The 25,395-nt window shown below is 67.4% G+C and carries 25 protein-coding genes; 11 read left to right on the top strand and 14 right to left on the bottom strand.

All coding sequences use genetic code 11. From position 1 onward, the window contains the following. The first annotated feature begins 31 nt into the window (after nt 1-31). The gene (locus AC07U0_RS11960; protein WP_494720218.1) at nt 32-643 is read left to right on the top strand and encodes a Yip1 family protein; all 612 of its coding nucleotides are present in this window, start codon (nt 32-34) and stop codon (nt 641-643) included. Here AC07U0_RS11960 and alr read toward each other — a convergent pair. The 7 genes from alr to rpsF all read right to left on the bottom strand — a co-directional run bounded on the left by alr (nt 640) and on the right by rpsF (nt 8,029). Next, nucleotides 640-1,683, bottom strand: a complete 1,044-nt coding sequence (gene alr, locus AC07U0_RS11955) for an alanine racemase (RefSeq protein WP_494720217.1) — start codon at nt 1,681-1,683, stop codon at nt 640-642. The two genes, AC07U0_RS11960 and alr, sit on opposite strands and share 4 nt — an antisense overlap. A 31-nt stretch (nt 1,684-1,714) precedes the next feature. Continuing rightward, nucleotides 1,715-3,196 (bottom strand): replicative DNA helicase, encoded by a 1,482-nt coding sequence (locus AC07U0_RS11950; RefSeq protein ID WP_494720216.1) that lies wholly within the window; start codon nt 3,194-3,196, stop codon nt 1,715-1,717. 166 nt (nt 3,197-3,362) lie between these two features. Further along, a complete protein-coding gene (locus AC07U0_RS11945; RefSeq protein ID WP_494720215.1) occupies nt 3,363-3,731 on the bottom strand; it encodes a hypothetical protein in 369 nt (122 codons plus the stop codon). Nucleotides 3,732-3,877: 146 nt separating this feature from the next. Next, nucleotides 3,878-6,361 (bottom strand): TonB-dependent receptor plug domain-containing protein, encoded by a 2,484-nt coding sequence (locus AC07U0_RS11940; protein WP_494720214.1) that lies wholly within the window; start codon nt 6,359-6,361, stop codon nt 3,878-3,880. Nucleotides 6,362-6,762: 401 nt separating this feature from the next. Further along, nucleotides 6,763-7,347, bottom strand: a complete 585-nt coding sequence (gene rplI, locus AC07U0_RS11935) for a 50S ribosomal protein L9 (RefSeq protein WP_494720213.1) — start codon at nt 7,345-7,347, stop codon at nt 6,763-6,765. Between the two features lies 1 nt (nt 7,348). Next, a complete protein-coding gene (gene rpsR, locus AC07U0_RS11930; protein ID WP_207932220.1) occupies nt 7,349-7,633 on the bottom strand; it encodes a 30S ribosomal protein S18 in 285 nt (94 codons plus the stop codon). Between the two features lie 12 nt (nt 7,634-7,645). Then, complete coding sequence (rpsF, locus tag AC07U0_RS11925) at nt 7,646-8,029, bottom strand: 30S ribosomal protein S6 (RefSeq protein ID WP_494720212.1); 384 nt, start codon at nt 8,027-8,029, stop codon at nt 7,646-7,648. 249 nt (nt 8,030-8,278) lie between these two features. On the opposite strand from rpsF, the gene fabD reads away from it, so the two are divergent. The 10 genes from fabD (at nt 8,279) to AC07U0_RS11875 (ending at nt 16,004) form a co-directional block, all read left to right on the top strand. After that, the gene (gene fabD / locus AC07U0_RS11920; protein ID WP_494720211.1) at nt 8,279-9,241 is read left to right on the top strand and encodes an ACP S-malonyltransferase; all 963 of its coding nucleotides are present in this window, start codon (nt 8,279-8,281) and stop codon (nt 9,239-9,241) included. 5 nt (nt 9,242-9,246) lie between these two features. Beyond that, complete coding sequence (locus AC07U0_RS11915) at nt 9,247-9,849, top strand: rhomboid family intramembrane serine protease (RefSeq protein WP_494720210.1); 603 nt, start codon at nt 9,247-9,249, stop codon at nt 9,847-9,849. Beyond that, nucleotides 9,849-10,589: a 3-oxoacyl-[acyl-carrier-protein] reductase gene (fabG, locus tag AC07U0_RS11910; protein ID WP_494720209.1), complete on the top strand. Its 741-nt coding sequence runs from the start codon at nt 9,849-9,851 to the stop codon at nt 10,587-10,589. Before AC07U0_RS11915 ends, fabG begins: the two co-directional genes overlap by 1 nt. 168 nt (nt 10,590-10,757) lie before the next feature. Next, nucleotides 10,758-10,997 carry an acyl carrier protein gene (locus tag AC07U0_RS11905; RefSeq protein WP_131249014.1) on the top strand — a complete coding sequence of 80 codons (240 nt, stop codon included), beginning with the start codon at nt 10,758-10,760 and terminating at the stop codon, nt 10,995-10,997. Between the two features lie 186 nt (nt 10,998-11,183). After that, nucleotides 11,184-12,464, top strand: a complete 1,281-nt coding sequence (fabF, locus tag AC07U0_RS11900; protein WP_494720208.1) for a beta-ketoacyl-ACP synthase II — start codon at nt 11,184-11,186, stop codon at nt 12,462-12,464. A gap of 35 nt (nt 12,465-12,499) precedes the next feature. Continuing rightward, on the top strand, nt 12,500-13,681 hold the full coding sequence (mltG, locus tag AC07U0_RS11895; RefSeq protein ID WP_494720288.1) for an endolytic transglycosylase MltG: 1,182 nt from the start codon (nt 12,500-12,502) through the stop codon (nt 13,679-13,681). After that, nucleotides 13,678-14,562 carry a YicC/YloC family endoribonuclease gene (locus AC07U0_RS11890; protein WP_494720207.1) on the top strand — a complete coding sequence of 295 codons (885 nt, stop codon included), beginning with the start codon at nt 13,678-13,680 and terminating at the stop codon, nt 14,560-14,562. Before mltG ends, AC07U0_RS11890 begins: the two co-directional genes overlap by 4 nt. Beyond that, the gene (gmk, locus tag AC07U0_RS11885) at nt 14,552-15,193 is read left to right on the top strand and encodes a guanylate kinase (RefSeq protein WP_494720206.1); all 642 of its coding nucleotides are present in this window, start codon (nt 14,552-14,554) and stop codon (nt 15,191-15,193) included. The genes AC07U0_RS11890 and gmk overlap by 11 nt, the downstream gene beginning before the upstream one ends. Before the next feature lie 82 nt (nt 15,194-15,275). Continuing rightward, nucleotides 15,276-15,470 (top strand): hypothetical protein, encoded by a 195-nt coding sequence (locus AC07U0_RS11880; protein ID WP_494720205.1) that lies wholly within the window; start codon nt 15,276-15,278, stop codon nt 15,468-15,470. Between the two features lie 63 nt (nt 15,471-15,533). Next, nucleotides 15,534-16,004: a hypothetical protein gene (locus AC07U0_RS11875; RefSeq protein ID WP_494720204.1), complete on the top strand. Its 471-nt coding sequence runs from the start codon at nt 15,534-15,536 to the stop codon at nt 16,002-16,004. On the opposite strand, the gene AC07U0_RS11870 is transcribed toward AC07U0_RS11875, so the two are convergent. From AC07U0_RS11870 to AC07U0_RS11840, 7 genes are all read right to left on the bottom strand, one after another. Next, the gene (locus AC07U0_RS11870; RefSeq protein ID WP_494720203.1) at nt 16,005-17,138 is read right to left on the bottom strand and encodes a pyridoxal phosphate-dependent aminotransferase; all 1,134 of its coding nucleotides are present in this window, start codon (nt 17,136-17,138) and stop codon (nt 16,005-16,007) included. It lies immediately after the preceding gene. Next, complete coding sequence (gene rsmA / locus AC07U0_RS11865) at nt 17,135-17,959, bottom strand: 16S rRNA (adenine(1518)-N(6)/adenine(1519)-N(6))-dimethyltransferase RsmA (RefSeq protein ID WP_494720202.1); 825 nt, start codon at nt 17,957-17,959, stop codon at nt 17,135-17,137. Before rsmA ends, AC07U0_RS11870 begins: the two co-directional genes overlap by 4 nt. A gap of 31 nt (nt 17,960-17,990) precedes the next feature. Beyond that, on the bottom strand, nt 17,991-18,992 hold the full coding sequence (pdxA, locus tag AC07U0_RS11860; protein ID WP_494720201.1) for a 4-hydroxythreonine-4-phosphate dehydrogenase PdxA: 1,002 nt from the start codon (nt 18,990-18,992) through the stop codon (nt 17,991-17,993). 4 nt (nt 18,993-18,996) lie between these two features. Continuing rightward, nucleotides 18,997-20,376, bottom strand: coding sequence for a peptidylprolyl isomerase (locus AC07U0_RS11855; protein WP_494720200.1), 1,380 nt, complete (start codon nt 20,374-20,376; stop codon nt 18,997-18,999). A gap of 85 nt (nt 20,377-20,461) precedes the next feature. Further along, nucleotides 20,462-22,963 carry an LPS-assembly protein LptD gene (locus tag AC07U0_RS11850; protein ID WP_494720199.1) on the bottom strand — a complete coding sequence of 834 codons (2,502 nt, stop codon included), beginning with the start codon at nt 22,961-22,963 and terminating at the stop codon, nt 20,462-20,464. 44 nt (nt 22,964-23,007) lie between these two features. Further along, complete coding sequence (gene lptG / locus AC07U0_RS11845) at nt 23,008-24,147, bottom strand: LPS export ABC transporter permease LptG (RefSeq protein WP_494720198.1); 1,140 nt, start codon at nt 24,145-24,147, stop codon at nt 23,008-23,010. Next, complete coding sequence (locus AC07U0_RS11840) at nt 24,144-25,277, bottom strand: LptF/LptG family permease (protein WP_494720197.1); 1,134 nt, start codon at nt 25,275-25,277, stop codon at nt 24,144-24,146. Before AC07U0_RS11840 ends, lptG begins: the two co-directional genes overlap by 4 nt. Nucleotides 25,278-25,395: the final 118 nt, after the last annotated feature.

Below are 25,395 nucleotides of genomic sequence, written 5' to 3'. Positions count from 1 at the left end.
ATCCGGAGAACCACAGTTTCCGGAGCGCCTCATGACCGACAATCCTCCCGCTATCGACCCATCCGTGATCGCCCGCGTGAAGGGGATTCTGCTGAACCCAAGGGCGGAATGGGACATCATCGATCGGGAGTTCGCGACGGTCCCGACCCTGTTCAGCCGCTATGCCATGCTTCTGGCGGCCATCGGTCCGGTGTGTGGCTTGATCGGTTCCGTGGTCTTCGGCCACGGCGATGTCATCGGCGCCCTCGTCGGGGCGGTCGTCGGCTACGCTTTGTCGTTGGCCGGGGTCTTTCTGCTGGGGCTGGTGATTGAGGGGCTGGCGCCCAATTTCGGCGGGACCAAGGACCGGCTCGCAGCCATGAAGGTCGCGGTCTATTCGGCGACGGCCTCATGGGTAGGCGGGGTGTTCAGCCTGATTCCGATGCTGGGCATTCTCGGCCTGATCCTGGCCCTCTATGGGCTCTACATCCTCTATCTGGGCCTGCCGGTCCTGATGAAGACGCCGCAGGACAAGGCTCTTGGCTACACCGCCGTGGTGATCGTCATCGCCATCGTCATCTGGTGGATCATCTTCGCGGTCGTCGGCGCGGTGATGGCCAGCTTCCTGATCGGTAGCGCCGTCGCGACCGGCGCGGTCTACTAGCCGAGGTAGGCGCGCGGCACCCGGGGCATGACCGAGGTCAGCATTTCATAGCTGATGGTGCCCGCCGCCTTGGCCGCGTCGTCGACGAGGCGGTTGGCGCCGAACAGTTCGATGGAATCGCCGACGGCGACGTCCAGGCCGGTGATGTCGACCGCGATGACGTCCATCGACACCCGGCCGAGGATGCGACGCGTCTCGCCGGCGACCCAGACCTGTCCCGAGCCGCTGGTCCCGGTCGCGCGGATCAGGCCGTCGGCATAGCCGGTGGCGCAGGTGGCGACGCGCACGGGCGCATCGGCGATGAAGCCGCGCGAATAGCCGACGCTCTCGCCCGCCGGTACGTCGCGGGTCTGGAGCACCTCAGCGGTCAGGGTGGCGACCGCAGCGATGCGCGAATCCGCCTTGGCCTCAGGGCCGCCGCCGTACAGGCCGATGCCCGGCCGGACCACGTCGAACTGGAACTCCGGGCCGAGGAAGCAGCCGCTGGAGTTGGCGAAGGACCGGGTCACGCCGGGATATTTCAGGGTCGCGGCGGCGAAAGCGTCGCGCTGGCGCCGGTTCATAGGCTCGGACGGCTCATCGGCGCAGGCCAGATGGGTCATGACCAGCGCAAGCCCCTCGAAGGGTTCGGGCGCTTCCTCCGGACGGAAGCCAAGGCGGTTCATGCCTGTGTCGATCTGCAGGCCGCAGGGGCCCCCGCCGACCGCCGCCCAGGCCGCCTGCTGCTGTCCATGATTGATGACGGGCCGGATGCCCGCTGCCTTCAGCGTCGCCGCCTGATCGCCGTGGCAGCCGTCCAGAACATAGATGACCGGCTCCGGCCCCAAGGCCTCGCGCAGGACGATTCCTTCTGTCCCGCGCGCCACGAAGAAGGTCCGCGCCCCCTCGGCCATCAGCCGCGTCGCCACGGCCGCGGCGCCCAACCCGTAGCCGTCCGCCTTGACCACCGGATGCACCGGCAGCCCGCTGACCCGACCCAGGGTCTGATAGTTCCGCGCGAGGGCGTTGAGGTCGACGGTCAGGCGGGCGGGGGCGTGCATGGCCGCCTTATGCCGCAAGTCGCGGCCGTCATCACTCCGGAATGTCGCCGAAGCTTGAGCCATACCCCTTGGCCAGGTTGCCGAAGCGGGTGGTGTCGGCATCGAAGCTGAGTTTGACGATGCCGATGGGGCCGTGGCGCTGCTTGCCGATGACGACTTCGGCCTGGTGCTGCAGGACGTCCATGTCCTCCTGCCACTTGAGGTGCTCTTCGGTGCCTTCGCGCGGCTCGGTCCGGCCCAGGTAGTAGCTTTCGCGGTAGACGAACATGACGCAGTCGGCGTCCTGCTCGATCGAGCCCGATTCCCGCAGGTCGGACAGCTGGGGCCGCTTGTCCTCGCGCTGCTCGACCTGACGCGACAGCTGGGACAGGGCGATGATCGGGACGTTCAACTCCTTGGCCAGGGCCTTGAGGCCGCCGGTGATCTCGGAGACTTCCTGCACCCGGTTCTTGTTGCCGTTGCCTTCGCCGACGGTGATCAGCTGAAGGTAATCGACGATGATCAGGTCGAGGCCCTGTTCCATCCGCTTCAGGCGGCGGGCGCGGGCGGCGAGCTTGGAGATGGCCAGACCGCCGGTGGCGTCGATGTAGAGCGGGCTTTCGCCGATCTCGATGGCCGCGTCGCGGATGCGGCCGAAGTCCGAGGCGTCGATCTCGCCCTTGCGCAGCTTGTCGGACGACACGCCCGAGGCGTCGGCCAGAATCCGCATGGCCAGCTGTTCGGCGCTCATTTCCAGCGAGTAGAAGGCGACGACGCCTCCGGAGACGGTCTTGCGGCCGTCCGGAGTGGGCTCCCAGCGATAATTCCTGGCCACGTTGAAGGCGATGTTGGTCGCCAGCGCCGTCTTGCCCATCGAAGGACGGCCCGCGAGGATCAGAAGGTCGGAGGGGTGCATGCCGCCGAGTTTCGAATCCAGGTCGTCGAGGTGGGTGGCCAGACCGGCCAGCTTGCCCTCGCGCTGATAGGCCTCGCCCGCCATCTGAACCGCCCCGGCCAGGGCGTGGGAGAAGGTCACGAAACCGGAAGAGGGTGCGCCGCTCTCGGCCAGCGAATACAGGGTCAGTTCGGCCTGTTCGATCTTGTCGATGGCCGCCGTCTCGGGGTCCGGCGCGTCCTTGATCATGTCGCCGCCGATGCGGATCAGGTCGCGGCGCAGGGCCAGGTCGTAGACCACGCGGGCGTAGTCGGGCGCATTGGCCCCCGGAGGCGCCCGGTCCATCAGATCGGCCAGGTAGCGCAGACCGCCGAACTCGGCGAAGGCCGGGTCCTGTTTGAACCGTTCCATCAGGATGGTCGGCTCGGCCAGCATCCCCTGACGGATGTGGTCCTCGATGGCGTCATAGAGCCGCTGGTGGAAGGGCTCGTAGAAATGCGTGCCCCGCAGTCGGTCGGACAGGCGCTCGAAGATGGCGTTGTCGAACATCAGCGCGCCGAGCAGCGCCTGCTCGACCTCGAGGTTGTGCGGCAGGGACGGGACGGCGACCGTATCGGGGAAGGGGGCGTAAGCGTTCATTGTGTTAACGCCTTACCCGTCGCACGCTCCTGCGACATGCTCGGACGTCCCCGCATCCGTGGACAACCCAAGCCCTTCTGGGGACAGGGTGAAAATATCCAATCCTGTCAGAGAACGGAGCTTTCCGAAGGGCGGATCCTTGCGGCCAGGCCTTAAGGAAGAGCCCTTATGCCGGACAGGGATAGCGTTCGGCCATCCATTCGCGCAACGCCTGGGTGACGCTGATCTGGCTGCGACGGGCGGCGGGGATGGCGTTGAACCGGCCCAGGATCTCATTGGCGTTGAAGCTGACCTTCTCGGGCATGCAGGTCGCAGGTCGGCGGCCTGCGGTGCGGGCGGCGGTCTGTTCGGTGCGCACCGTCTGCACGGCGTCCCTGAACTCGTTCATCAGCCGACGGGTGTCGGAACGCAGCAGGGCGGTGGGGTTTTGCGGGATGCGGCTGGCCGTCGTCAGGAACTCCTGCACCGTCATGGCGCTGGCGGCCGTAGCGATCAGGGTCATGGCCAGAGCCAGGCCGGCGACACGTTTAAACATTGGACTTTCCCCTCGATCCGACGGTCAAGCTTGGCGGGACTTCGGTGGCCAAAGGATGACTGAAAACCGCCGAAACGGAAGCGGCTCAAACGAAAGCGGCGCGGGGATCGCTCCCCGCGCCGCGTCCGTCTGGCGTGTCGATGGCCCTAGAAGCTGTAGCTCAGGCGGCCGTAGAAGAAGCGGCCGTTGAAGCCATAGGGCGAGTATTGCGGGAAGCCGACCGAGCCGGTCGTGCCGTTGATCGCGGCCGGCGTGAAGATCGGATACTCGTCGGTCAGATTGTTGACCCCCACCGCTGCGGCGACGCCCCAGGGCAGCTGGTAGCGGCCTTCCAGATCCAGCAAGGTCGCGGAGCCGGTGGAATAGTCGAGGCTCGCCGCGTTGTTGGCGATCAGGACGCTGTCGTAATAGGTCGCCTTGGCCGTGACCCCGAACCCGCCGTAGGTCCAGTCAAGGCTGCCGAGAACCTTCCGTTCGGGCGTGCCTTCCTCGAAGGCCCGGACGTTGGCCCGGTCAAACAGGAAGCCCGGGGTCGTGGCGATCGTGGCGCCGCCCGGAATGGTGATGGTCGGGTTGGACGGCGTGCGGGTGACATCCGTGGTGTTGAAGTTGGCCGCGACCGTGAAGTCGAAACGGCCGAGGGAGTCGGTCGGAAGACGGTAACGCCCCACGATATCCACGCCGCTCGTTGTCGTATCGACGCCGTTGAGGAAGAAGCGGGCCGCGCTGATGCCGAAGGTCGAGGTCAGATAGGCGTTGATCGCCGCCGCGGTGGCCGCCGACTGGCCGTCGCGCGAACCGGTCCCGCCCAGATTTTCCGAATAGACGATCCGGTCCTGGATCTCGATGCGGTAGGCGTCGATCGTGAGTTCGAAGCCGCCGCCGCGCACCACGAAGCCGGCCGAGTAGTTGGTCGACATCTCGGGCTCAAGCGGCTTGGCGCCCAGGGCGATCGCGGTCGGCGAATTGACGCGGAAGGTGCCCGCCTCGATCAGGGAGGTGCCCGCCGTCGTCGTCGTCAGGTTGGTTGAGGTGTAGCTGAAGTACTGCTGCTGGAGGGCCGGCGCCTTGAAGCCGGTCGAGATGGCGCCGCGAACGGCGAAGAACGGATTCGCATCGAAGCGCGCCGACAGCTTGCCCGTGAGGGTGTCGCCGAAGTCGGAATAATCTTCGTACCGCACCGCGCCGCCCAGGGTGAACTGCTCGCTGAACTTACCCTCCAGGTCGGCGTAGACGGCCCAGTTGTGACGGTCGACGTCGATAGCCGTCGAGGGGCTGAAGCCCGGGAACCCTTGGGAGCCAAGGGCCGCGCTCAACGGGCCCTTGTTGTAGGAAGCGGCTTCGCCTGGCGTCATGCCGAAGCTCTCACGACGGTATTCGGCCCCGATCGCCAGGTTGAGCGGCTCATAGAGGCCCACCTCGAGCGGCCTGACGGCGTCCACGCCAATGGTCAGCTGGTCGTAGTCGAGACCGCCCGCCTGGAAGAAGGTCTGGGACGCGGCGCCGTAGGAGGCGTTCAGGGAGTTCAGGACGGTGTAGGCGAGTTCGTTGCGCCCCCAGCCCACCGAGACATCGACGTCGAAGCCCGCCGCCTGACCCTTGACGCCGCCGTACAGGTTGTAGTCGTCAATCTCGGCCCCGATCACGGGGGTGAAGCCGTTCGGATAGATGGCGGCGACGTTACGGGCGTCGTTATAGGGACGGGCCGTGGCCGCCGACTGCGAATAACGGTGCTGATAGCCGCCGAAGCTATAGGCTTCCCAGCCTGCCGACAGCGGTGTGCCGGCGTTGTACCAGATCGAGCCAGACTTCAGCTTCGGGTCGCCGAAGCGCGCCAGAACCGTGGTCGAGGATCCGCCGTTGACGGCCGCCGGGGCCGCGTAGTCGGAGCGGTTGGTCGGGTCGCGCTGCTGCAGTTCGCCCGAAACAGTCAGGAAGCCTTCCGACCCCAGGGGCAGGCCGACCCAGCCGGCGATCGAGGTCGTCTCGCCGTCCTTGCGGCTGTGCGAGCCGCGGGCCGTATCGAAATCGGTGTCGTAGACGCCATAGTTCAGGGTCAGGCCGCCGCCATGGTTGGCCTCGCGAAGGCGCAGGTTGATCACGCCGGCGATGGCTTCGGAGCCGTACTGGGCCGAAGCGCCGTCGCGCAGCACCTCGGTCGAGCCGAGCGTGACGGTCGGGACGGTATTGAGGTCGAAGGCCGTCGAACCCCGTCCGATCGCGCCGTTGACGTTCAGCAGGGCCGCGATGTGGCCCCGAATGCCGTTGATGAGCACCAGGGTCTGGTCGGGGGCGAGGCCGCGCAGGGTCGCCGGACGGACGTGGTCAGAGCCGTCCGAAATGGCCGGACGCGGGAAGCTGATCGACGGCGCGGCGGCGGCCAGGGAGGCGGCCAGCTCGGTTCCGGTGCCCGAGCGTTGCAGGGTCTCGCCCGAGATCACGTCCACCGGCGCGACGGTGTCGAGCCGCGAACGGCCCGCCACGCGGGTCCCGGTGACGACCACCTCCTCGACCGTGGAGGCCTCGTCCTGGGGCGTCGCCGTCTGGGCGGAGGCCACGAGCGGGCAGGCCAGCAGTGCGCCGGCGGAGGCGAAAGCCAGAAGGAGAGTGCGGGATGAACGAACGTGCATGATGCGCCTGGAAACCGAGGAAAGGGCCGACGTGTGAGCGCCGGGTGTGATCGCCTGATCCCTGGATCCGGCGGAAGGCCGGGATGTTTCCCTTTGGTCGGTCTACGGAGGAGGTTGCCGCAAAATCCTTGCTGCAAGCCCCCAAATGCCGCTCTTGAGAACAAGCTGATTGCGCCCGTGTGTGCGGTCAAGCACGTCTTAACCGCTTCTCTTCAGCACGTTGCATATTTGACATATCGATGACATGCATCGGGCGATGAAAACTCCGGCGCCGTCTGGTCGGCCGGTTTTCCCTTTCGGACCAAAGTTATAGGCGGCGGTCCAGCGACTGCAGGGCGCCGGGCAAAGAAAAAGGGCGCGTCCCGAAGGACGCGCCCCTGATCTTTCAACCGTCAGGTCGATCAGGCTTCGGAGCCGAGACCGTCCTGTTGGCCGGCGCCGCCCTCGACCATGTCGCGGGCTTGTTCGGCGGCGGCTTCACGATCTTCGTCGTAGGCCGACTTGATCACGTCCTCGCCCTTCGCCTGACGTTCGGCTTCTTCGGCCGAACGGGCGATGTTGATCTTGACCGTGGCCGAGACCTCGGGGTGCAGGCGAACCAGCACCTCGTGGACGCCCAGGGTCTTGATCGCGGTGTTCAGCACGACCTGCGAGCGTTCGACCTTGCCGCCTTCAGCCTGAATGGCTTCAGCGACGTCGCGACCGGCGACCGATCCGTACAGTTGACCGGTTTCGCCGGCCGAACGGATCATGACGTAGAACTGACCGTCGATCTTGTCGGCGACCTTCTGGGCCGCGTCCTTGTTCTTCTCGTTGCGCGCCTCGATGGCGGCGCGGTCGAGCTCGAACTTCTCCAGGTTCTTCGACGTGGCGCGCAGCGCCTTGTCGCGGGGCAGGAGGAAGTTGCGGGCGAAGCCGTCCTTGACAGTGACGACGTCGCCGATGGCGCCGAGGTTATCGACGCGTTCCAGCAGAACGACCTTCATCTTACTTCACCACATAAGGCAGGAGGGCCAGATAGCGGGCGCGCTTGATGGCCTTGGCCAGTTCGCGTTGCTTGATCTGGGAAACGGCGGTGATGCGCGAGGGCACGATCTTGCCGCGTTCGGAGATGTAACGCTGCAGCAGCTTCACATCCTTGTAGTCGATCTTCGGCGCGCCTTCACCCGAGAACGGGCAAACCTTGCGGCGACGATAGAACGGACGGCGGCCGGCGGCGCCGGAGCCCGCGGGCGTGCCCGGGACGTTACGGGGAGCAGTGGTATCGGTCATGTGATCTGATCCTTACGCTTCGACCGCGGCGTCTTCACGCGCGGGACGATCGCGATCGCGTTCACGCTCGCGTTCACGGCGGGCCAGCAGCGGCGACAGTTCCAGGTCGAGTTCCTCGACGCGGACGGTCAGCCAGCGCAGCACGTCTTCGTTGATGCCCAGCTGACGCTCGACTTCGGCCATGGCGGCCGGAGGCGTGTCGATGGCGAGCAGGGAATAGTGCGCCTTGCGGTTCTTCTTGACCCGGTAGGTCAGGTTGCGCAGGCCCCAGTATTCGATCTTGGCCACGGTGCCGCCGCCGGCGACGATGAGGTCCTTGATCGTGTCGTTGAGGGCTTCGGCCTGTTGCGCGCTGATATCCTGGCGCGTCATGACCGTGTGCTCGTAAAGAGCCATTCGTCAGTCTCCCTTGTGGGGCGTCGGCGCCGACGGACCGGGTAAGTCGCGTCTGCGATGGCTCCTGAAGCGGCGGCCGGGATGACTTCCCGAACCCTTTGGCGTTCCGCATCAGGACCGAAGCCCTGGAAAGGCGGGGCGTATAGGGGAAAAGGGACGTGAGGGCAAGCGTGGCGCGGCTCGGCTTGCCCTGAGGGAATGATCGGCCTACGCCTCCGCTCCTGATTCAACGGCCCTACGGACGGTTCAATGACCCTCGCCCTTCTGTTTCCCGGACAAGGCAGCCAGTCGGTCGGCATGGGCGCGGCCCTGGCCGAGGCCTTCGCCAGTGCGCGCGACGTCTATGCGGAGATCGACGAGGCGCTGGGCCAGAACCTGTCGCAGCTGATGCGCGAAGGTCCCGAGGACCAGCTGACCCTGACCGAGAACGCCCAGCCGGCCCTGATGGCCGTGTCGGTGGCGGCGGTGCGGGCGCTGAAGGCCGAGTTCGGTGTGGACGTCACGGCGGCAAGCTTCGTCGCCGGCCACTCGCTGGGCGAATATTCGGCCCTGTGCGGCGTGGGCGCGATCTCGCTGGCTGACACCGCCCGTCTGCTCAAGCTGCGCGGTCAGGCGATGCAGCGCGCCGTGCCGGTGGGGCAGGGCGCCATGGCCTCCCTGATCGGTCCCAAGACGGATCTGGCCCTCGCCGAAGAGGCCGCCAAGGCCGGTTCGGAAGTCGGGATCTGCGTCGTCGCCAATGACAACAATGCGGGCAATATCGTCATCTCGGGGGACAAGGCCGCCGTCGATCGCGCCATCGAGAAGGCCAAGGAGCTCGGCGCGCGGGCCATCCCGCTGAACGTCTCGGCGCCCTTCCACTGCCCCCTGATGCAGCCCGCCGCCGATGAGATGGCCACGGCTCTCGCCACCGCCACCATCCTCGCCCCGGCTGTGCCGGTCGTCGCCAATGTCACCGCCGGACCGGTCACCGACCCGGAGATGATCCGTCGCCTGCTGGTCGAACAGGTCACCGGCCGCGTGCGCTGGCGCGAGAGCATGATGTGGATGGCCGCCCCGGTTAGCGAGAATGGGGGAGGGGTCACCCGCTTCGCCGAGATCGGTTCGGGCAAGGTCCTGACCGGCATGGCCAAGCGCATCGCGCCCGACGCCGATGCCGTCGCCCTGAACACGCCGGAAGAGCTCGAGGCGTTCGCGCAGTCGCTGGGCTGAAGGTCTTGATCCGGGGCGGCGCGATCCTTTGGGGCTGGGCGGCGAGCATCGTCCTAGTCTGGTTTCTCGTCGCGCTGGCTCTGGGGCAGCCGTTCTGGGTGCGCCAGCACTCTGTCGACCTGACGGCTTTCGGAGCGTTCAAGGGCCAGACCCTGACCCTGACCGATAGCTGGAAGCTGCTGGCCTCGCAGTGGCTGCATGTGAAGTTCGCTCACATGCTGTTCAACGCCGCGATCGTCGGCCTCGTCGGCGCCGCCCTGACGCGGCGGCTGGCCTGGCCGCTCGTTCTGGCGCTGGGAATAGTCGGCGGCGCCTGCGGTCAGCTGGCCTCAGCCCTGGGGCAGCCGGACGCCTATGTCTCCGGAGCGTCCCAGGCCTATCTGGCGCTGTGCGGCGCGGGGTTGCTGGTCATCGGCTGGAAGCGCCCGGGCTGGTGGGCCGCCGCCGTGGGGCTGGTGGTCAGTATCGGTCTGGATGTGGTCGTCAGCGGCCATTCGGGTATCAAGCCCGGTCATTTTGTGGGGTTCGTCGTCGGTTTGATCGCCGGCGGCGTTCTTCTAGTCTTGGATAAACATCGCTCCGGACGGGCGATTCTTCGGAGGAACTGATGTTCAATCTCACCGGCAAGACCGCCCTCGTCACCGGCGCCACGGGCGGTATCGGCGGGGCCGTCGCCCGCGCCCTGCACGCGCAAGGCGCCACCGTCGTCCTGTCGGGCACGCGCGAAGCCGTGTTGGCGGATCTGGCCAAGGAACTGGGCGAGCGCGCCCACTTCGCCACCGCCAATCTGTCGGACGCCGAGTCGGTCGACAATCTGGTCAACGCCGCCGAGGAAGCCGCCGGCGCGCCGCTGGACATTCTGGTCGCCAACGCCGGTATCACCAAGGACGGCCTGCTGATGCGGATGAAGGACGAGGACTTCCAGTCCGTCCTGACCGTCAATCTGGAAAGCTATTTCCGCCTGTCGCGCGCCGCGATGAAGGGGATGATGAAGCGCCGCGCCGGTCGCATCATCGCCGTCACCTCGGTCGTCGGCGTCACCGGCAACCCGGGCCAGACCAACTATGCGGCCTCCAAGGCCGGGATGATCGGCTTCTCCAAGTCGCTGGCCCAGGAAGTCGGTTCACGCGGCATCACGGTGAACTGCATCGCGCCGGGCTTCATCGCCTCGCCGATGACCGACGTCCTGAACGACGCCCAAAAGGACGCCATCATGAAGAACATCCCGATGGGCCGGCTGGGTCTGGGCGACGAGATCGCCGCCGCCGCCGTCTATCTGGCCTCCGACGAAGCCGCCTACGTCACGGGTCAAACCCTGCACGTGAACGGCGGGATGGCGATGATCTGACCGATCAAACGATGTAATCGCCCCTTTCCAGCCTGTGCGGCTGTGCTAAAGGGCGGCGCAACCGCTTGCCGCGTGGCCCGTTAGGGTCTTGCACAAGCGTCGCCGTCGTGAGACGGCAGGATTTGAGACAACAGCCGCTTCTCGCGGCCTCATAAGGCAGAGACACCCATGTCCGACACCCTGGAACGCGTCCGCAAGATCGTCATCGACCACCTGGACGCCGATCCGGACAAGGTCACCGAAAAGGCCAGCTTCATCGACGACCTGGGCGCCGATTCGCTCGACAACGTCGAACTGGTCATGGCCTTCGAGGAAGAATTCGACATCGAGATCCCGGATGACGCCGCCGAGCACATCCAGACCGTCGGTGACGCCGTGAAGTTCATCTCGGAAAAGACCGCCGGCTAAGCCCGGCGTCCTGACCCCGAAAGGGGCGTGGACGACAGATCCGGCCGCCCGATGCTCCCAGTGGAGCGCGGGCGGCCGTTTTCGTTTGGACCCGGATAAAGCGGTGATCGGCGCTCGCCCTAGCGAGTCGGGCCCGCGCTCACTATGATTTACGGCTTGAGTCTCAACAGTCATGGAGCGCAGGGCATGCGCCGCGTTGTCGTCACCGGCCTTGGACTGGTCACCCCCCTGGGCTGGGGCGTCGAACACACCTGGAAGGGCATCGTCGAGGGACGTTCGGGCATCGGTCCGATCACCACCTTCGATACCGAAGGCTATGGCTGCACCATCGCGGGTGAAGTGCCCAGCGTGGACGGCCGTGGTCAGGGCGGTCCTGACGTTCCGGGCAGCTTCGATCCCGATCAGGTCATGTCGGCCAAGGACAGGAAGCGCGTCGACGACTTCATCCTGTTCGGCATCGCCGCCGCCGACGAGGCCCTGAACGACGCTGACTGGCATCCCGAGTCCGACGAGGACAAGGAACGGACCGGTGTCATGATGGGCTCTGGCATCGGCGGCCTCGGCCCCATCGCCGACACCTCCATCATTCTGAAGGAACAGGGACCCCGCCGGGTCAGCCCCTTCTTCATCCCCTCGGCCCTCATCAACCTGACCTCGGGCCAGATCTCGATCCGCCACGGGCTCAAGGGTCCGAACCACGCGGTGGTCACCGCCTGCGCCTCGGGCGTCCACGCCATCGGCGACGCGGCCCGGATGATCGCCTTCGACGACGCCGATGTGATGGTGGCGGGCGGGGCGGAAAGCTCGATCGTGCCGATCGGCATCGCCGGCTTCCTGGCCTGCAAGGCCCTGTGCACCGCCTATAACGACACCCCGGAAGCGGCCTCGCGGCCCTACGATCGGGGCCATGCCGGCTTCATCATGGGCGAGGGCGCGGGCGTCGTGGTGCTGGAAGAGTACGAACACGCCAAGGCGCGCGGCGCGAAGATCTATGCCGAGGTCGTCGGCTACGGGATGTCCGGCGACGCCTATCACATCACTGCCCCGTCCGAGGACGGCGACGGCGCCTATCGCGCCATGAAGGCGGCCGTGAAGCGGGCCGGGATCGCCATCGAGGACATCGACTACGTCAACGCTCACGGCACCTCGACCATGGCCGACTGGATCGAGCTGCGTGCGGTTGAGAAGCTGGTCGGCGACCACGCCAAGAACATCGCCATGTCCTCGACCAAGTCGATGACGGGCCACCTGCTCGGCGCCGCCGGGGCCATCGAGGCCGTCTTCTCGGTGTTGGCCATCCGCGACCAGATCGCCCCGCCGACGATCAACCTCGATGACCCGGAACACGAAACCGCCATCGATCTCGTGCCACACAAGGGCAAGCCGATGGAGATCGATGTGGCCATGTCCAACAGCTTCGGGTTCGGCGGCACCAACGCCTCGATCATCTTCAAGAAGGTGGCCTAGTGCTCAAGGGTTCGGGGGGACCCATCAAGGGGCCGGTGAAGGGGCCGAGGCCGGCCCTGCGCGGCAAACGGTCGGGCACGGTCGCGGCGCTGCTGGCGGCGTCGGCGACGTTCAGCCTGTTTCTGATCGCGGCCCTGGTCTGGGCCTGGAGCGTCTATTACGCGCCCGGGCCGTCGGCGCGGGCGGGGGAGTCCACCGTGGTCTCCCTGCCCAGCGGATCAGGCGTCTCGGCCATCGCGGCCCAGCTGAAGAGCGCGGGCGTCATCCGCTCGACCGACATGTTCAAGGCCGCCGCCACCCTGACCGGCGCCGACCGCAAGCTCCGGGCGGGCGAGTATCAGGTGCCGACGAAAGCCTCGTTGCGGTCGGTGCTGCGGCTGCTGACCGACGGCCGGGTTGTGCGCCACTACGTCACCATCCCCGAGGGCTGGTCCTCGCTGCAGGCCGTGGACATCCTGAACAAGGAAGACGTCCTGACCGGCACGGTGGAGACACCTCCGGCCGAGGGCTCGCTCTGGCCCGACACCTATGAGGTCTCGCGCGGCGAAACTCGCGCCTCCGTGGTCGCCCGGATGCAGCGGGCCATGACCGAGAACCTGGCCAGACTGTGGGCGACCCGCAGTCCGGCGACGGTCGTCCGTTCGCCCGAGGAAGCCGTCATCCTGGCCTCCGTCGTCGAGAAGGAAACCGGTCTGGCGGCCGAGCGCCCGCGCGTGGCGGCGGTCTTCTCCAACCGGCTGCGCATGGGCGTGCGGCTCGAAAGCGATCCGACCATCGTCTACGGCATCACCCACGGCCGACCTCTGGGACGCGGCATCCGCCAGTCCGAGCTTCAGGCCGACACGGGCTACAACACCTATCTGATCGACGGCCTGCCGCCGACGCCCATCGCCAATCCGGGCAAGGACGCCATCGCCGCGGTCCTGAACCCGCCGCGCTCGAACGACCTGTTCTTCGTCGCTGACGGCACCGGTGGCCACGTCTTCGCCAGCACCTATGAGCAACATCTGGTCAATGTGGCGCGTTGGAGGGAGATCGAGCGCAGGAAGGCGAACCTTCCGCCCGGCGCGACCCCGCCCGCCGCCCCCGGCGCCCTCGCGCCCGGGACGGCCCCCACGGACCAGCCCCTGACCGGAGAGGCCGTCATCACCATGCAGCCGCCCGGAACCCTGACGCCGTCACGGCCCCTGCGTCCCGCCACGGCCGATCCGCGATGAGCGCGATATCAGGCATGACCGGCTTCGGTCGGGCCGACGGCGCGCTGGACGGCTGGAGCTGGAGCGTCGAGGCGCGCTCCGTCAACGGCCGCAATCTGGAGGTTCGCTTCCGTGGCCCCAACGGCTTCGACAACCTCGAACGCCTGACCAAGACGGCGGCGCAGGAGCGGCTGAGCCGGGGTCAGGTCACCGTCGGGGTCCAGGCAAGGCAGGCGCAGGCCGGCGCGGCGGCGCTCAAGGTCAATGAGGCGGTGCTGCTGCGCTATCTCGAACTGGCCAACCAACTGACGATGGAAGGCGCGACCCCGCCGTCGGCCGACGGTCTGCTGGCCCTGCGCGGCGTATTGGACACGCCTGAGGAGGACGCCGACGCGGAAGCCCGCGCGCCCATCGAGGCCGCCATGGCCGCGACCATCGCCGAGGCCCTCGACGCCCTGAAGCTTTCGCGTGAGCGGGAAGGGGCACAGCTGACGCCGGTCATCAGCGACTTCATCGACGCCATTGAAGCTCTGGTCTCCCGGGCCGAGGGCGAGGCCCAGGCCCAGACCGACCACATCCGCGAACGCTTCGCCCGCCGCATGGCCGAACTGGCGCCCGACGCCCACGGCCTCGACGACCGGATTGTGCTGGAAGCCGCCGCCCTGGCGACCAAGGCCGATGTCCGCGAGGAGCTGGATCGGCTGACCGCGCACGTCGCCTCGGCCCGCACTCTGTTGCGACAACCGCCCGCCGGACGAAAACTCGACTTCCTGATGCAGGAATTCATGCGCGAAGCGAACACACTGTGCTCGAAATCGGCTACGACGCCGCTCACCGCCATCGGACTCGATCTGAAGGCGGTGATCGAGCAACTCCGAGAACAAGTCCAAAATGTCGAATGACCGCACGCCGCGCCGGGGCGTCCTCCTGATCGTGGCCAGCCCCTCGGGCGCCGGCAAGACCTCCCTGTGCCGCCGTCTGATGGCCGACCACGGCAATCTGGAACTGTCGATCTCCATGACCACGCGCGGCATCCGCCCGGGCGAGGTCGCCGACCGCGACTATCACTTCGTCAGCCCGGAAGAGTTCCAGGCCCTGATCGATCAGGACGCCTTCCTGGAGTGGGCCGACGTCCACGGCAGCCGCTACGGTTCGCCCCGCGCGCCCATCGACAAGGCGCTGGAAGAGGGCCGCGACGTCCTGTTCGACATCGACTGGCAGGGCGCGGCCCAGATCGCCGAGAAATGCCCGGGCGACGCCGTGCGCGTCTTCATCCTGCCGCCCAGCCTTGAGGAATTGCGCCGCCGTCTGGTGACCCGGTCGCAGGACGCGGAAGAGGTCATCGAGCGCCGCATCAAGAACGCCAAGGGCGAGATCGAGCACTCCGACGTGTTCGACTATGTCTTCGTCAACGACGACTTCGACCGCTCCTACGCCGAACTGGCCCACATCTATCACGCCGAGCGCAGCCGTCGGTTCCGCAACGTCTGGGTCGAATCCTATCGCGACGACCTGCTGCAGGAAGATGTCTGAAATTTAAGGTGAACGCCGGTTGGCGACTGTCCGCCGGCGTGCATTACTGATCCTGACACGGGGGTGTTGGGAGACTTCGGATATGACCACCTTCAAGCCCGCCAGGCTGGCTGTCATCGCTCTTCTCGGCGTGATGGCCATCGGCTCGACCGCCTGCGCCTATGACGACTATCGCGACCATCATCGGGGCCACGACCGGGGCGGTCACGGCCCGCGCGGCGATCGCGATCACGGTCGCGATCACGACGGCCACGGCGATCATCGTGGCGGTCACTGACTAACGACGACGAGCCCGCCGTTCTACGAGGGGCGGCGGGCCATTCACTCCGGGGGGAGAGACATGCTTCTTACTATGTTGCTGGCCCAGGCTCTGGTGCAGATGCCGATCGTGTCGCCGGTGGAGCCGGTGTTCCCGCCTGCAAATCCCGCGAAGCTCAGCCTGGTGCTGGTTCAGACAGTGTCGGAGACCGATCCCCAGCCGCTGTGTCCCCAGCCGAACTGCCTGTCCATGTTCCTGGGTCACTACAAGGACGCGGTGACCTTGGCTGGACCGCCCCTGTCGGCTGAGTTTTCGGCGCGCATCGCCATGGGGTCCCCGTGGAATATGCCCTACCGTCTCGCCCTGATCGTCGAGCAGAGGGACGGGCAGGAACCGCTGGTTCGGGCCGAAACCGGCTTCAACGTCCGCACCGGTGAGGGCTGTTTCGAGGTCAAGGACACCGAACCGCTGAACTGGCGCCCGCTCGGCGAGGGATTCCGTTGGGAGAGGCGGGCCCTCTGCCTGAAGGATCCGGCCTTCAAGCCCGAATGATCAGACCGCGGCGCGCGCCGCGAACCACGGTCTCAGCCGCTCCAGCGCCTGCTCGATCAGCGGCGTGGACACTGCGAAGCTGAAGCGCATGAAGCGGTGGCCATCGACGGGGTCGAAGTCCACGCCGGGTGCGGTCGCCACGCCCGTATCGCGCAGCAGCTGTTCGCAGAAGGCCACGCTGTCGTCGGTCAGATGGCCGATGTCGGCCCAGACGTAGAAGGCGCCGTCGGGCGGGGCGATGGTCTTCAGGCCGAGCGAGGGCAGGGCGGCCAGCACCAGCTCGCGGTTCTTCCTATAGACCTCGATATGGCCCTCGAGCTCATCGACACAGTCCATGGCGACCAGTCCCGCATGTTGGCTCAGCGACGGCGGGGTCAGGAACAGGTTGCCGATATAGGCCCTGGCCGCCGCGATATGGTCGGGCGGAACCAGCAGCCAGCCCAGCCGCCACCCGGCCATGCTCCAGTATTTGGAGAAGCTGTTGATGACGAAGGCCTCGGGCTCGAACTCCAGGATCGAGGGCGTCGCACTGCCGTAGCTGAGGCCATGGTAGATTTCGTCCGAGACGACGACGATGCCGCGCCGACGACAGACGGCGGCGATGGCGCCCAGTTCCTCGGGCGCGATGATAGAGCCGGTCGGGTTGGCGGGGCTGGCGATGATTACGCCGGCGGGCGCGGGCTCGAGCGCTTCGAGCGCGGCGGCGGTCAGCTGATAGTGTTCGGCGGGACCGCAGGCGATCTCGACCGGCGTCAGGTTCAGCGCCTTCACCGTATTGCGATAGGCGACATAGCCGGGGCGTGCCATGGCGATCCGGTCGCCCGGCCTGAACCGCGACGACAGGGCCAGCACCAGCGCCGGTGAAGCCCCGCACGTCATCAGCAGCCGGTCCGGATCGACCTCGACGCCGTAGCGGTCCTGATAGAGGCGGGCGATCCGCGCCTTTAGCGGCGTGCTCTCCCAATAGCCCATGCCGTCGGCGTCCAGCACCCGGTGCGCCTCGGCGATGGCGGCGGCCGGGGCCCCCGTCGAGGGCTGGCCGAACTCCATATGGATGACATCACGCCCCTCGGCCTTCAGGGCATGGGCGATACGGCTGATGGTGATGGCGCGGAAGGGTTCGATGTCGGTCATCGAGCTCTCGCCTGCAGGGCGTCGGCGAGGCGCAGGAAGCCCGCCACGTCGACGGTCTCGGCGCGGGCGTCGGGGTCGATGCCGGCGGCCTCGCACAGGGCGCCGCCGCCGAGCTGTTTCAGGCTGGAGCGCAGCATCTTGCGGCGCTGTCCGAAGGCGGCGGCGGTGACGGTCTCCAGTCGCTTCAGCGTCGCCCGGTCGGGCCGGTCGGCGCGCGGAACCAGATGCACCACCGCCGAGGCCACCTTGGGCGGCGGGGTGAAGGCAGCGGCGGGCAGGTGCATGACGATCCGCGCCTCGGCCACCGCCTGCGAGATGACCGCCAGCCGCCCATAGGCGTCGTCGTTGGTGTCGGCCACGATCCGCTCGGCGACCTCCTTCTGGAACATCAGGGTCAGGGCGCAGGGCGTCCACGGCCCGGTCAGCCATTTGATCAGCAGGGCCGTTCCGACGTTGTAGGGCAGGTTGGACACCAGATGGGTCGGTCCCTCCGCCAGTTTCGCCTCATCGACCTTCAGGGCGTCGGCCTGGATGATGGTCAGGCGGCCGTCGCCAGCGTCCAGCTCCTCCAGCAGGGGGACGAAGCGGGGGTCCTTCTCGACCAGGGTCACTGGACCGGCGTCGCTCTCCAGGATGGCGCGGGTCAGGCCGCCGGGACCGGGACCGACCTCGATGACGGCGCGGCCCTCGAACGGCCCGGCCAGACGCACGATCTTTCGCGTGACGTTCAGGTCCAGCAGGAAATGCTGCCCGAAGCTCTTCTTGGCCAGCAGCCCGTGGGCTTCGAGGGATTCGCGCAGGGGCGGCAGGTCGGAACTCATGCGCCCTTGAACACCGCCAGCCTCGGGAAAGCTAGCCGCCAGCGCGCGCCGCAGCCATCCCGGCGGCCAAGCGGATGGCGGCGATCAGGCTGTCGGGGCGGGCGACGCCCTTCCCGGCGATGTCGAAGCCGGTGCCGTGGTCGGGCGAAGTGCGGACGATGGGCAGACCGAGGGTGGCGTTGACCCCGCCCCAGAAGTCCAGCGTCTTCACCGGGATCAGGGCCTGATCGTGATAGAGGCAGATGGCGGCGTCATAGGTCGCGCGCGCCTCGGCATGGAACAGGGTGTCGGCGGGCCGGGGATCGGTGATCGTGATGCCCTCGGCGCGGAGGGCCTCAACCGCAGGGGCCAAGACCTCGATCTCCTGCAGACCCAGCGCCCCGCCTTCGCCCGCGTGCGGGTTTAGGGCGGCGAGCGCCAGACGCGGGCGGGCGATGCCGAAGTCACGCTTCATGGCCTCGTGCACGACCCGGGCGGTGCGGATCACCCGCTCGCCGGTCACGAGCTCAGGCACCTGATCCAAAGCCACGTGGATGGTCACCAGACAGGCCCGGAGGTCCTTGGCTGTCAGCATCATCACCGGACCGCGTGTCCCGGCGAAGGGGGCGTCGGCGGTCAGTTCCGCGATGAACTCGGTATGACCCGGAAAGCGGAAGCCGGCGGCGTAAAGCGGCGCCTTGGCGATCGGGGCGGTGACGAGGCCCGACGCCTCGCCCGACAGGCACAGGTCGACGCCACGCTCGATCCAGTCGGCGACCACCCCGGCGTTGGCGGGATCGGGGCTGCCCACCACGACCGGGGCCGGGACGGGATGGCTGAGCACGGGCAGGGCGCGGGTGAAGCGGCCGGCGGCGTCGGCGACCTGACCGATCTCGATGACCGGCACGCCTTGCGCCTTCAGCAGGCCGGGATCTCCGATGACCGCGAAAGGCGCGCCTTCGGCAGAGAGCGCGCGCCAGGCGCCGGCGATGATCTCGGGACCGACCCCGGCGGGCTCGCCCATCGACAGAACCAGCGGCCGGGGCGCGGCCATCGGGTTACTTCAGCTCGATGAGGGCGTCCGACCGCAGATCGCGGATGTAGCGACGCGCCAGCATGGCGAGGTTCTGGTTCTGCAGCCGGCTTTCGACCTGCTGGAAGGTCGGGGCGTCCGGGCCGCCGACGCGACGGCCGCAGACGGCCAGCAGGTGGACGCCCAGGGGGGTGCGGACCGGCGAGCTGATCGTCCCGACCTCGGCGGCGCGGGCGACCTGCTGGAACTGGGGCGCCAGGTTGGCGATGTCCGATTCACCCAGGTCCGAGCCCAGCAGGCCTTGTTCCGAGGTGGCGCGTTGCAGGATGTTGTCGCAGGTCAGTTGCGGCTTGATGGCGTTCAGGCGGGCGGTGGCCGCGGCGACCTCGGCTTCGGTCGCCGTTTCGGGGACCTCGACCATGATCTGCTTCATCGTCACCAGGCTGGTGGCGGCGCCCGAGCGCTTGTCGCGCATATAGACGATATAGACCCCGCCATCGACCGGGATGGGGCGCGACAGCTGGCCGACCTGGAGCTGGTCCAGCGCGTTCTGCAGGGCGGGCTGGACGGTGCCCTGGACGACCCAGCCGGCGTCGCCGCCGCGCTGCGCCGACGGAGCGGCCGAGAACTGACGGGCCACCGCCTGGAAGGGCGCGCCCTGAACCATCTGCTGGACCAGTTGCTCGGCGCCGTTCATGGCGGCTTGCTGACCGCCGACACGGGCGGCCTCGATGTAGATTTCACCGATCAGGTACTGGGGCTTGGACGCGGTCTCGGTGATCTGGCGCATGGCCTGTTCAACGGCGGCGTGGGAAACCTTGGCCCGGCTGTTGAAGCGACCGCCGACCAGGGCGCGCCAGCCGATCTCGGTCCGCAGCTGCTCGCGCATGTTCTGCGGGCGGATGCCGCCCTGGGCCAGGAAGTTCATGTAGTTGGCGGGCGTGGTGCCTGCTTCCTGGGCCATGGAGGCGACCTCCTGGTCAACCTCCTCGTCGCTGATCACCAGATCCTTGTACTTGGCGAGCTCCTGGTTCTGGAGGCGCTCCTCGATCAGGGCGTTCAGGGCCTGCTGCTGGATCGCCGGGATGTTCTCCTCGGTCGGCTGCACCTGGCTCATGGCGATGATCATCAGCATGCGCTGGCGCAGGTCGAAGCTGGTGATGACCTGGTCGTTCACCGTGGCGATGACGCCTTCGGAAATCTGGAACTGGGGCGGCGCCGCAGCCGGGCGGGCGGGCGCCTGTTCGGCGGCCGGGTTCAACTGCCCGGCGGCAGGCGAGGCGGCCGGGGCCGCCGGAGTCTGGGCCGGAGCGGGCGCGGGAACCGGGGCGGTCTGGGCCCAGGCGGGAGCAATAGCCGTGCCCGCGAGAAGCGCGGCGATCGCGACGCCCGTCGTGTTACGCATCAAAGGCATAGTCAGTCCTGAATCCTAAAGAAGCGCCGTCTCGACCCCATTGTGCGGGGAGGTCGCGCCCCTGCAAGCGATGTGTTCATCGGCTGCTGTTTCGTCCGTAGCCTGTACCGCCAAAAGTGGCGAGGTTTAGGCGCACATAAACCCCCTCGGACGGGCCGGAAGGCCGTACGCGGGTATTGTCCTGCCGGAAACCCAGCTCGAACCGGAAGCAGTCGTCGTCGAACAGCAGACCGACCTCGGAACGGGTGATCAGGTCCCGCTCCAGATCGGCGATGCCTGTGACCGCCACGCCCCAGTTTCCATAGACGAACTGCTGGCCCTGAAGCTGGACGAACTCATAGTTCCGGTTGTTGTCCCCGGCGAGGGGATTCGAGCGGTCGACGATATAGCTGACGGTGGCGACGTTGCGGCGACCCCAGGTCCCGTCCACAGCGGCTTCGGCCCGGCGGATGTCGCCCGACCCGTCGATGGTGGCGTGGCCCCAGGCCCGGAACCGGTCGGTCGGCGAGACGCTGGCCTGAACCACCCAGTCCGAGGTCTGCGACGCCAGTCCCGATGGGTCGTAAAGCTTGCTCGCGTCGTCGGGAATGGTGGTCAGGAAGGCGTCTTCGTCATAGGACCGCATGCTGCGGCCGACGAAGATGCTGGCCTTGCGGATGTCGTCCCACCGCAGGGTCGCGCGTGCGCCGGCGGTGAACCGCGAGCCTCCTTCGTAGAAGTCGTACCCCGGCAGGCGATCGGTGCGGAACAGGGAGCTTTCGTCCAGCTCAAAGGTCTGGGTGTCCTCGATCGGAATGCGCGGATCGAGGTTGGCCTTGTTGGAAATCGACAGCTGGGCCATCGGCTCGATGATCAGGTCCGAGGTGGCGCTGAGGCGCTTGATCATCGGATAGCTGACGTCGATCCCGGCTGTAGCCCGGCCGCGCGTAATGATGTCCTCGGATTCGCTGCCCGGCATCGGCGGCAGGTCCGAGACCGAATAGGCGTCAAAGCGGCCGTCGATGAAGGGCTCGAGCCGGATGCCGGAGGTCGTGGTGAAGGCCCGGCGCCATTCGCCCTGCAGGGTGATGCGGCGGCTGTCGACGCCGCCGAAGCCGTCGGTCGAGCCCGCCGGGATGACCTCGGGCCGCAGCACCGGCGCGCCGACATAGGCATTTCGCGACAGGGACACCGCCGACAGCTTCAGGCGCAGGCGCCCGCCCAGGATCGGGTCGGCCGGCTCCCAGCGACCGTCGATCAGCGGCGCCACCAGCGGCAGGGTCTTGTCGTTCTCGAAGGCCTTGTATCCGTCCGGATCGCGGAAGTCGGTGTCGGCGTAGGTCTGATCGAGGCGCAGGCTCTGGATCGAGAACGTCGCGATCGACAGATAGGAGCGTTCGGTCTGGCGCTCGGCATAGATCTGGCTGATCAACCGGCGCTGGTCGCCGTAGTAGAGGCCATTGTCCTGATAGGGGTCGCGAACGTCGTAGCGGTCGAACAGATTCTTGTCGGAGGTCCGTTCCGCCGTGAAGCCCCAGCGCCAGGGACCGGCGGGGTCGAACGCGCCATAGGCCAGAATGTAGCTGCGGCTGGTGCGATCGCCGAACTTGACGTTGCTCTCGGTTATGAGGTCGCCGTCCAGATCGAAGTCGCCGAAATTCCGCTCATAGGTATAGCCGCCGCGGGCGACGATCGTGCCGTCGCTGAAACGGCGACGCCATTGCAGGTTCACAAAGGGCGCGACCTTCGTGTTGATCTGCGGGCTGACAATCCAGTCCTCGGACGGGGAGACGACGTGCAGATACGGCATCTCGACCGAGAGGCCGCGTCCTTCGTCGTAGTTGATGATCGGGATCAGCAGGCCCGATGCGCGTTCGACCGTCGGGTCAGGCACCGCGAAGACCGGCAGCCAGAACAGCGGCACGCCGCCGACCACGAAGGTGGCGTTGCGGAACAGGATGGCCCGCAGTTCCTCGTCCTGGACCACCTTCTCGGCCTTGACGGCGATGCTGGGTGTCTTGGGCGCGCCGTTCACGTCGCAGATCGCGCAGGGGGTGAACAGGGCGTAGTTCAGCTCGCTGACGTTCTCCGACCGGCGCACGGCCGTGGCGGCCATCAGGCTGGACCCGTTGGACAGGCGGGTCGCGAGGTCAACGACGACCCCGGCCTTCAGGTCGGAATCGAGCTCGAGGTGGCTGGCGTAGACTACATCGCCGGCCGGGCTGGTCAGCTCGACCTGACGATCGGCGCCCCCGACGCCCTTTTCCATGTCGTAGGTGACTTCGCCGGCGCGCAGGGTATGGCCCTGGAAGCGTGCGAGAACCCGTTCGAACCGGCTGCTGGCGGTGATCACGTCACCGGTGCGGGTCGCTTGTTCGGCCTGGATGTAGACGGCCTTGGGCGGCAAGCCGTCGGGACCGGGCGCGTTCGAATCGGCCGCGGTCTGAATGGCCGTGGGCGCCGGGGCGGGCGCCGTCTGGGCGGCGGCCTGACCGGGCAGCCAGGGCGCGCAGGCGATCAGGGCGGCGCCGGCCAGAAGCCGGGTCCGCAGGCCTGTGCCCGGTCCAGTTTCCTGGGAGGCGCCGCGTTCAGTCTGCATGCCAACTCAATCCGTAAACCCTCGGCCCCCCGCCGACGGGTCGCTTAGCCGTCTTCGGTATAGAACAGCAAGGTAAAGGCGGCGAGCGCCGTCAGCATCGCCGGCAACCAGGCTGCGACGAACGGCGGAACCACTTCGGCCGAACCGAAGGCCGAAGACGCCTGGTTCAGGAAGAAGAAGGCGAAACCCAGCACCACGGCGCCGACCGTCATCTTGGCGAGGTCGCCCAGACGCATCAGGCGCAGGGAGAAGGCGGCGGCCAGGATCGACATCGCCGCGAACATCAGGGGGGTGGCCAGAAGCTGCTGCAGCCGCAGCCGGTAGGCGGTCGAGGAGAATCCGGCGGCCTCGATGCGGCTGATCTGGGCGGGCAGGGACCAGAAGGAGGTCGCCTGCGGCCGGGCGAAACGCTCGAAGGCCTCGTCGTCGGCCAGGCTGGAGGGCAGGTCGAGGGTGGCGTAGCGCACGGCGCGCTGGCCGGTCTGGGCGCCGACGGCATTGATCAGCCGCCAGCGGCCCGCGCTGAGGCTGGCGGCCGGGGCGTCGATCCGTTCGCTGAAGGCGCGGCGGCCCTTGGGATCGGTCGTATAGATGAAAAAGGTCACGTCCAGCAGCCGGGCGTTGGCCCGGTCCTGCCTGCCGGCGCGGATAACCATCTGACGCGTGTCCTCGCCCTCACGCAGCCAGATCGCCTGGTTGTCTTCCGCCGCGCCGAGGGCCGAGCCCGAGATGCGCGCGCGCTCGCGCTGGAAGAGGTTGTCGCCCGCCGCCGCGAGGGGGCCGATGCAGGTCACCGTCAGGACGCCGAGCACCAGGGCCATTCCGGCCGCGGGCAGGACGAAACGCCAGGCCGAGATGCCCGCCGCCCGCATGGCGATCAGCTCCGAGCGCCGGTTCAGGCTGACGAAGGCCGAGAGGGTGCCGAACAGGAAGACGAAGGGCAGGAGCTGGACGATCACCTGCGGCGACTTGATCAGCATGAGGCCGACGATGCGCAGGGCCGACAGATCGGTCTCGGAGCCCAGGCCGCGTGAAATCTCGACGAAGTCGATCAGCATGACCAGGGCGCTGATCACCGCCAGGGCGACGCCCAGGGCGCGCATCTGCTGGACCAGCACATAGCGTTCGATCCGACCCAGCCGGATCGGCTTGCTCGTATCGCCGGCGCGAAGGGAGAGTTTCATGCGAACCGCGCCTTCAGCTGCTCGAGCATCGGCCATGTGCGGCGTCGGCGCGGCTTCAGCGCGCGGAACAGCAGACGCAGGGCCAGGGCGGCCGAGACAAGGGGCAGGATGTACTGGAACACGTTCAGCCAGCCGTTCCAGGCGCTGGCGGCGACGATGCCGTAGCCCATGATCCGCACCAGCAGAAAGACCCCCGCCGCCTTGGCGATGCGAAGGCTGTAGCCCGAGCGGCTGAATTGGCCGCCCATGATGGCCGCCAGCGCCATGGCCATGGCCGTGAGGGCGTAGAGCGGTGACGACAGACGGTTGTTGGCCTCGGCCAGCAGCTCGCCGCGCGATCCGCTGTGGCCGATCAGGTCGGGCGTCGGATTGAGCAACTGCGACATCCACAGGTCGGCAGGCTTGTAGCGGATTTTCTCCGAGCTCTCCGTATAGGGCGACAGGTCGAAGGGCAGGCGGTCGAAGGACAGCTGGTTCAGAACGCCGTCCTTGGAATATTCCTGGGCCGACCCGTCAACCAGGGTCAGGGTCGGGGCGCCGTTGATCCGCTCGAACCTGGCCTCGCTCGCGTCCCAGGTCCGCACCGTCTTGCCGTTGTCCAGATAGACGAACAGGTTCTTGAGCAGGCCGTTCTGCTCGATCTGCTGCACATAGACCGTCAGGCCGTCGGGCCCCTGGACGAACCGGCCCTCCTCGACCAGCAGGGCGGCCAGGTCGGTGCGGATGGCGAAGGCTTCCTGACGCGCCGTGCGCTGGGCCCAGGGCTGGGCGAACAGATTCGTGAACAGGGCCGCCAACGCCACGATCACCGCGATCCGCACCGCCGGCGAGATCACCTGCCAGCGCGTCATGCCGCTGGCGAAGGTGGCGGTCAGCTCCTGCTCGCGTTGCAGTCGGGTCAGGGCGATCAGGGCGCCGACGAACAGGCCGATCGGCAGGATGACCGAAAACAGCTGCGGCAGGGCCAGCAGCGTCAATTTGATCATAACCAGAACGCTTTGCCCGCGCTCGACGATGACCTGCAGTTGATCCAGGCTTTGGGACAGCAGGCCGATTCCCGCCAGGGCGCCGCACGCCGCGGCGACGGGCAGGGCGATCTGTTTGAAAAGATAGCGTTGAATCAGGGTCATGCGGCGGCCGGCGAACACCCAGGTTGCGGGCGCGCGTGATGGAGAGCATCTAATACACATCCGGACGCCCTGCGGACAACCGCGCGGCCTCCCTCCCGAACTGTAGCAAACGACCGGG

This window comes from Brevundimonas sp. GW821-FHT02A10 (genome assembly GCF_059422025.1).
The sequence above is the reverse complement of the archived record's forward strand: the minus strand, read 5'-3'. Positions and strand labels throughout refer to the sequence as shown.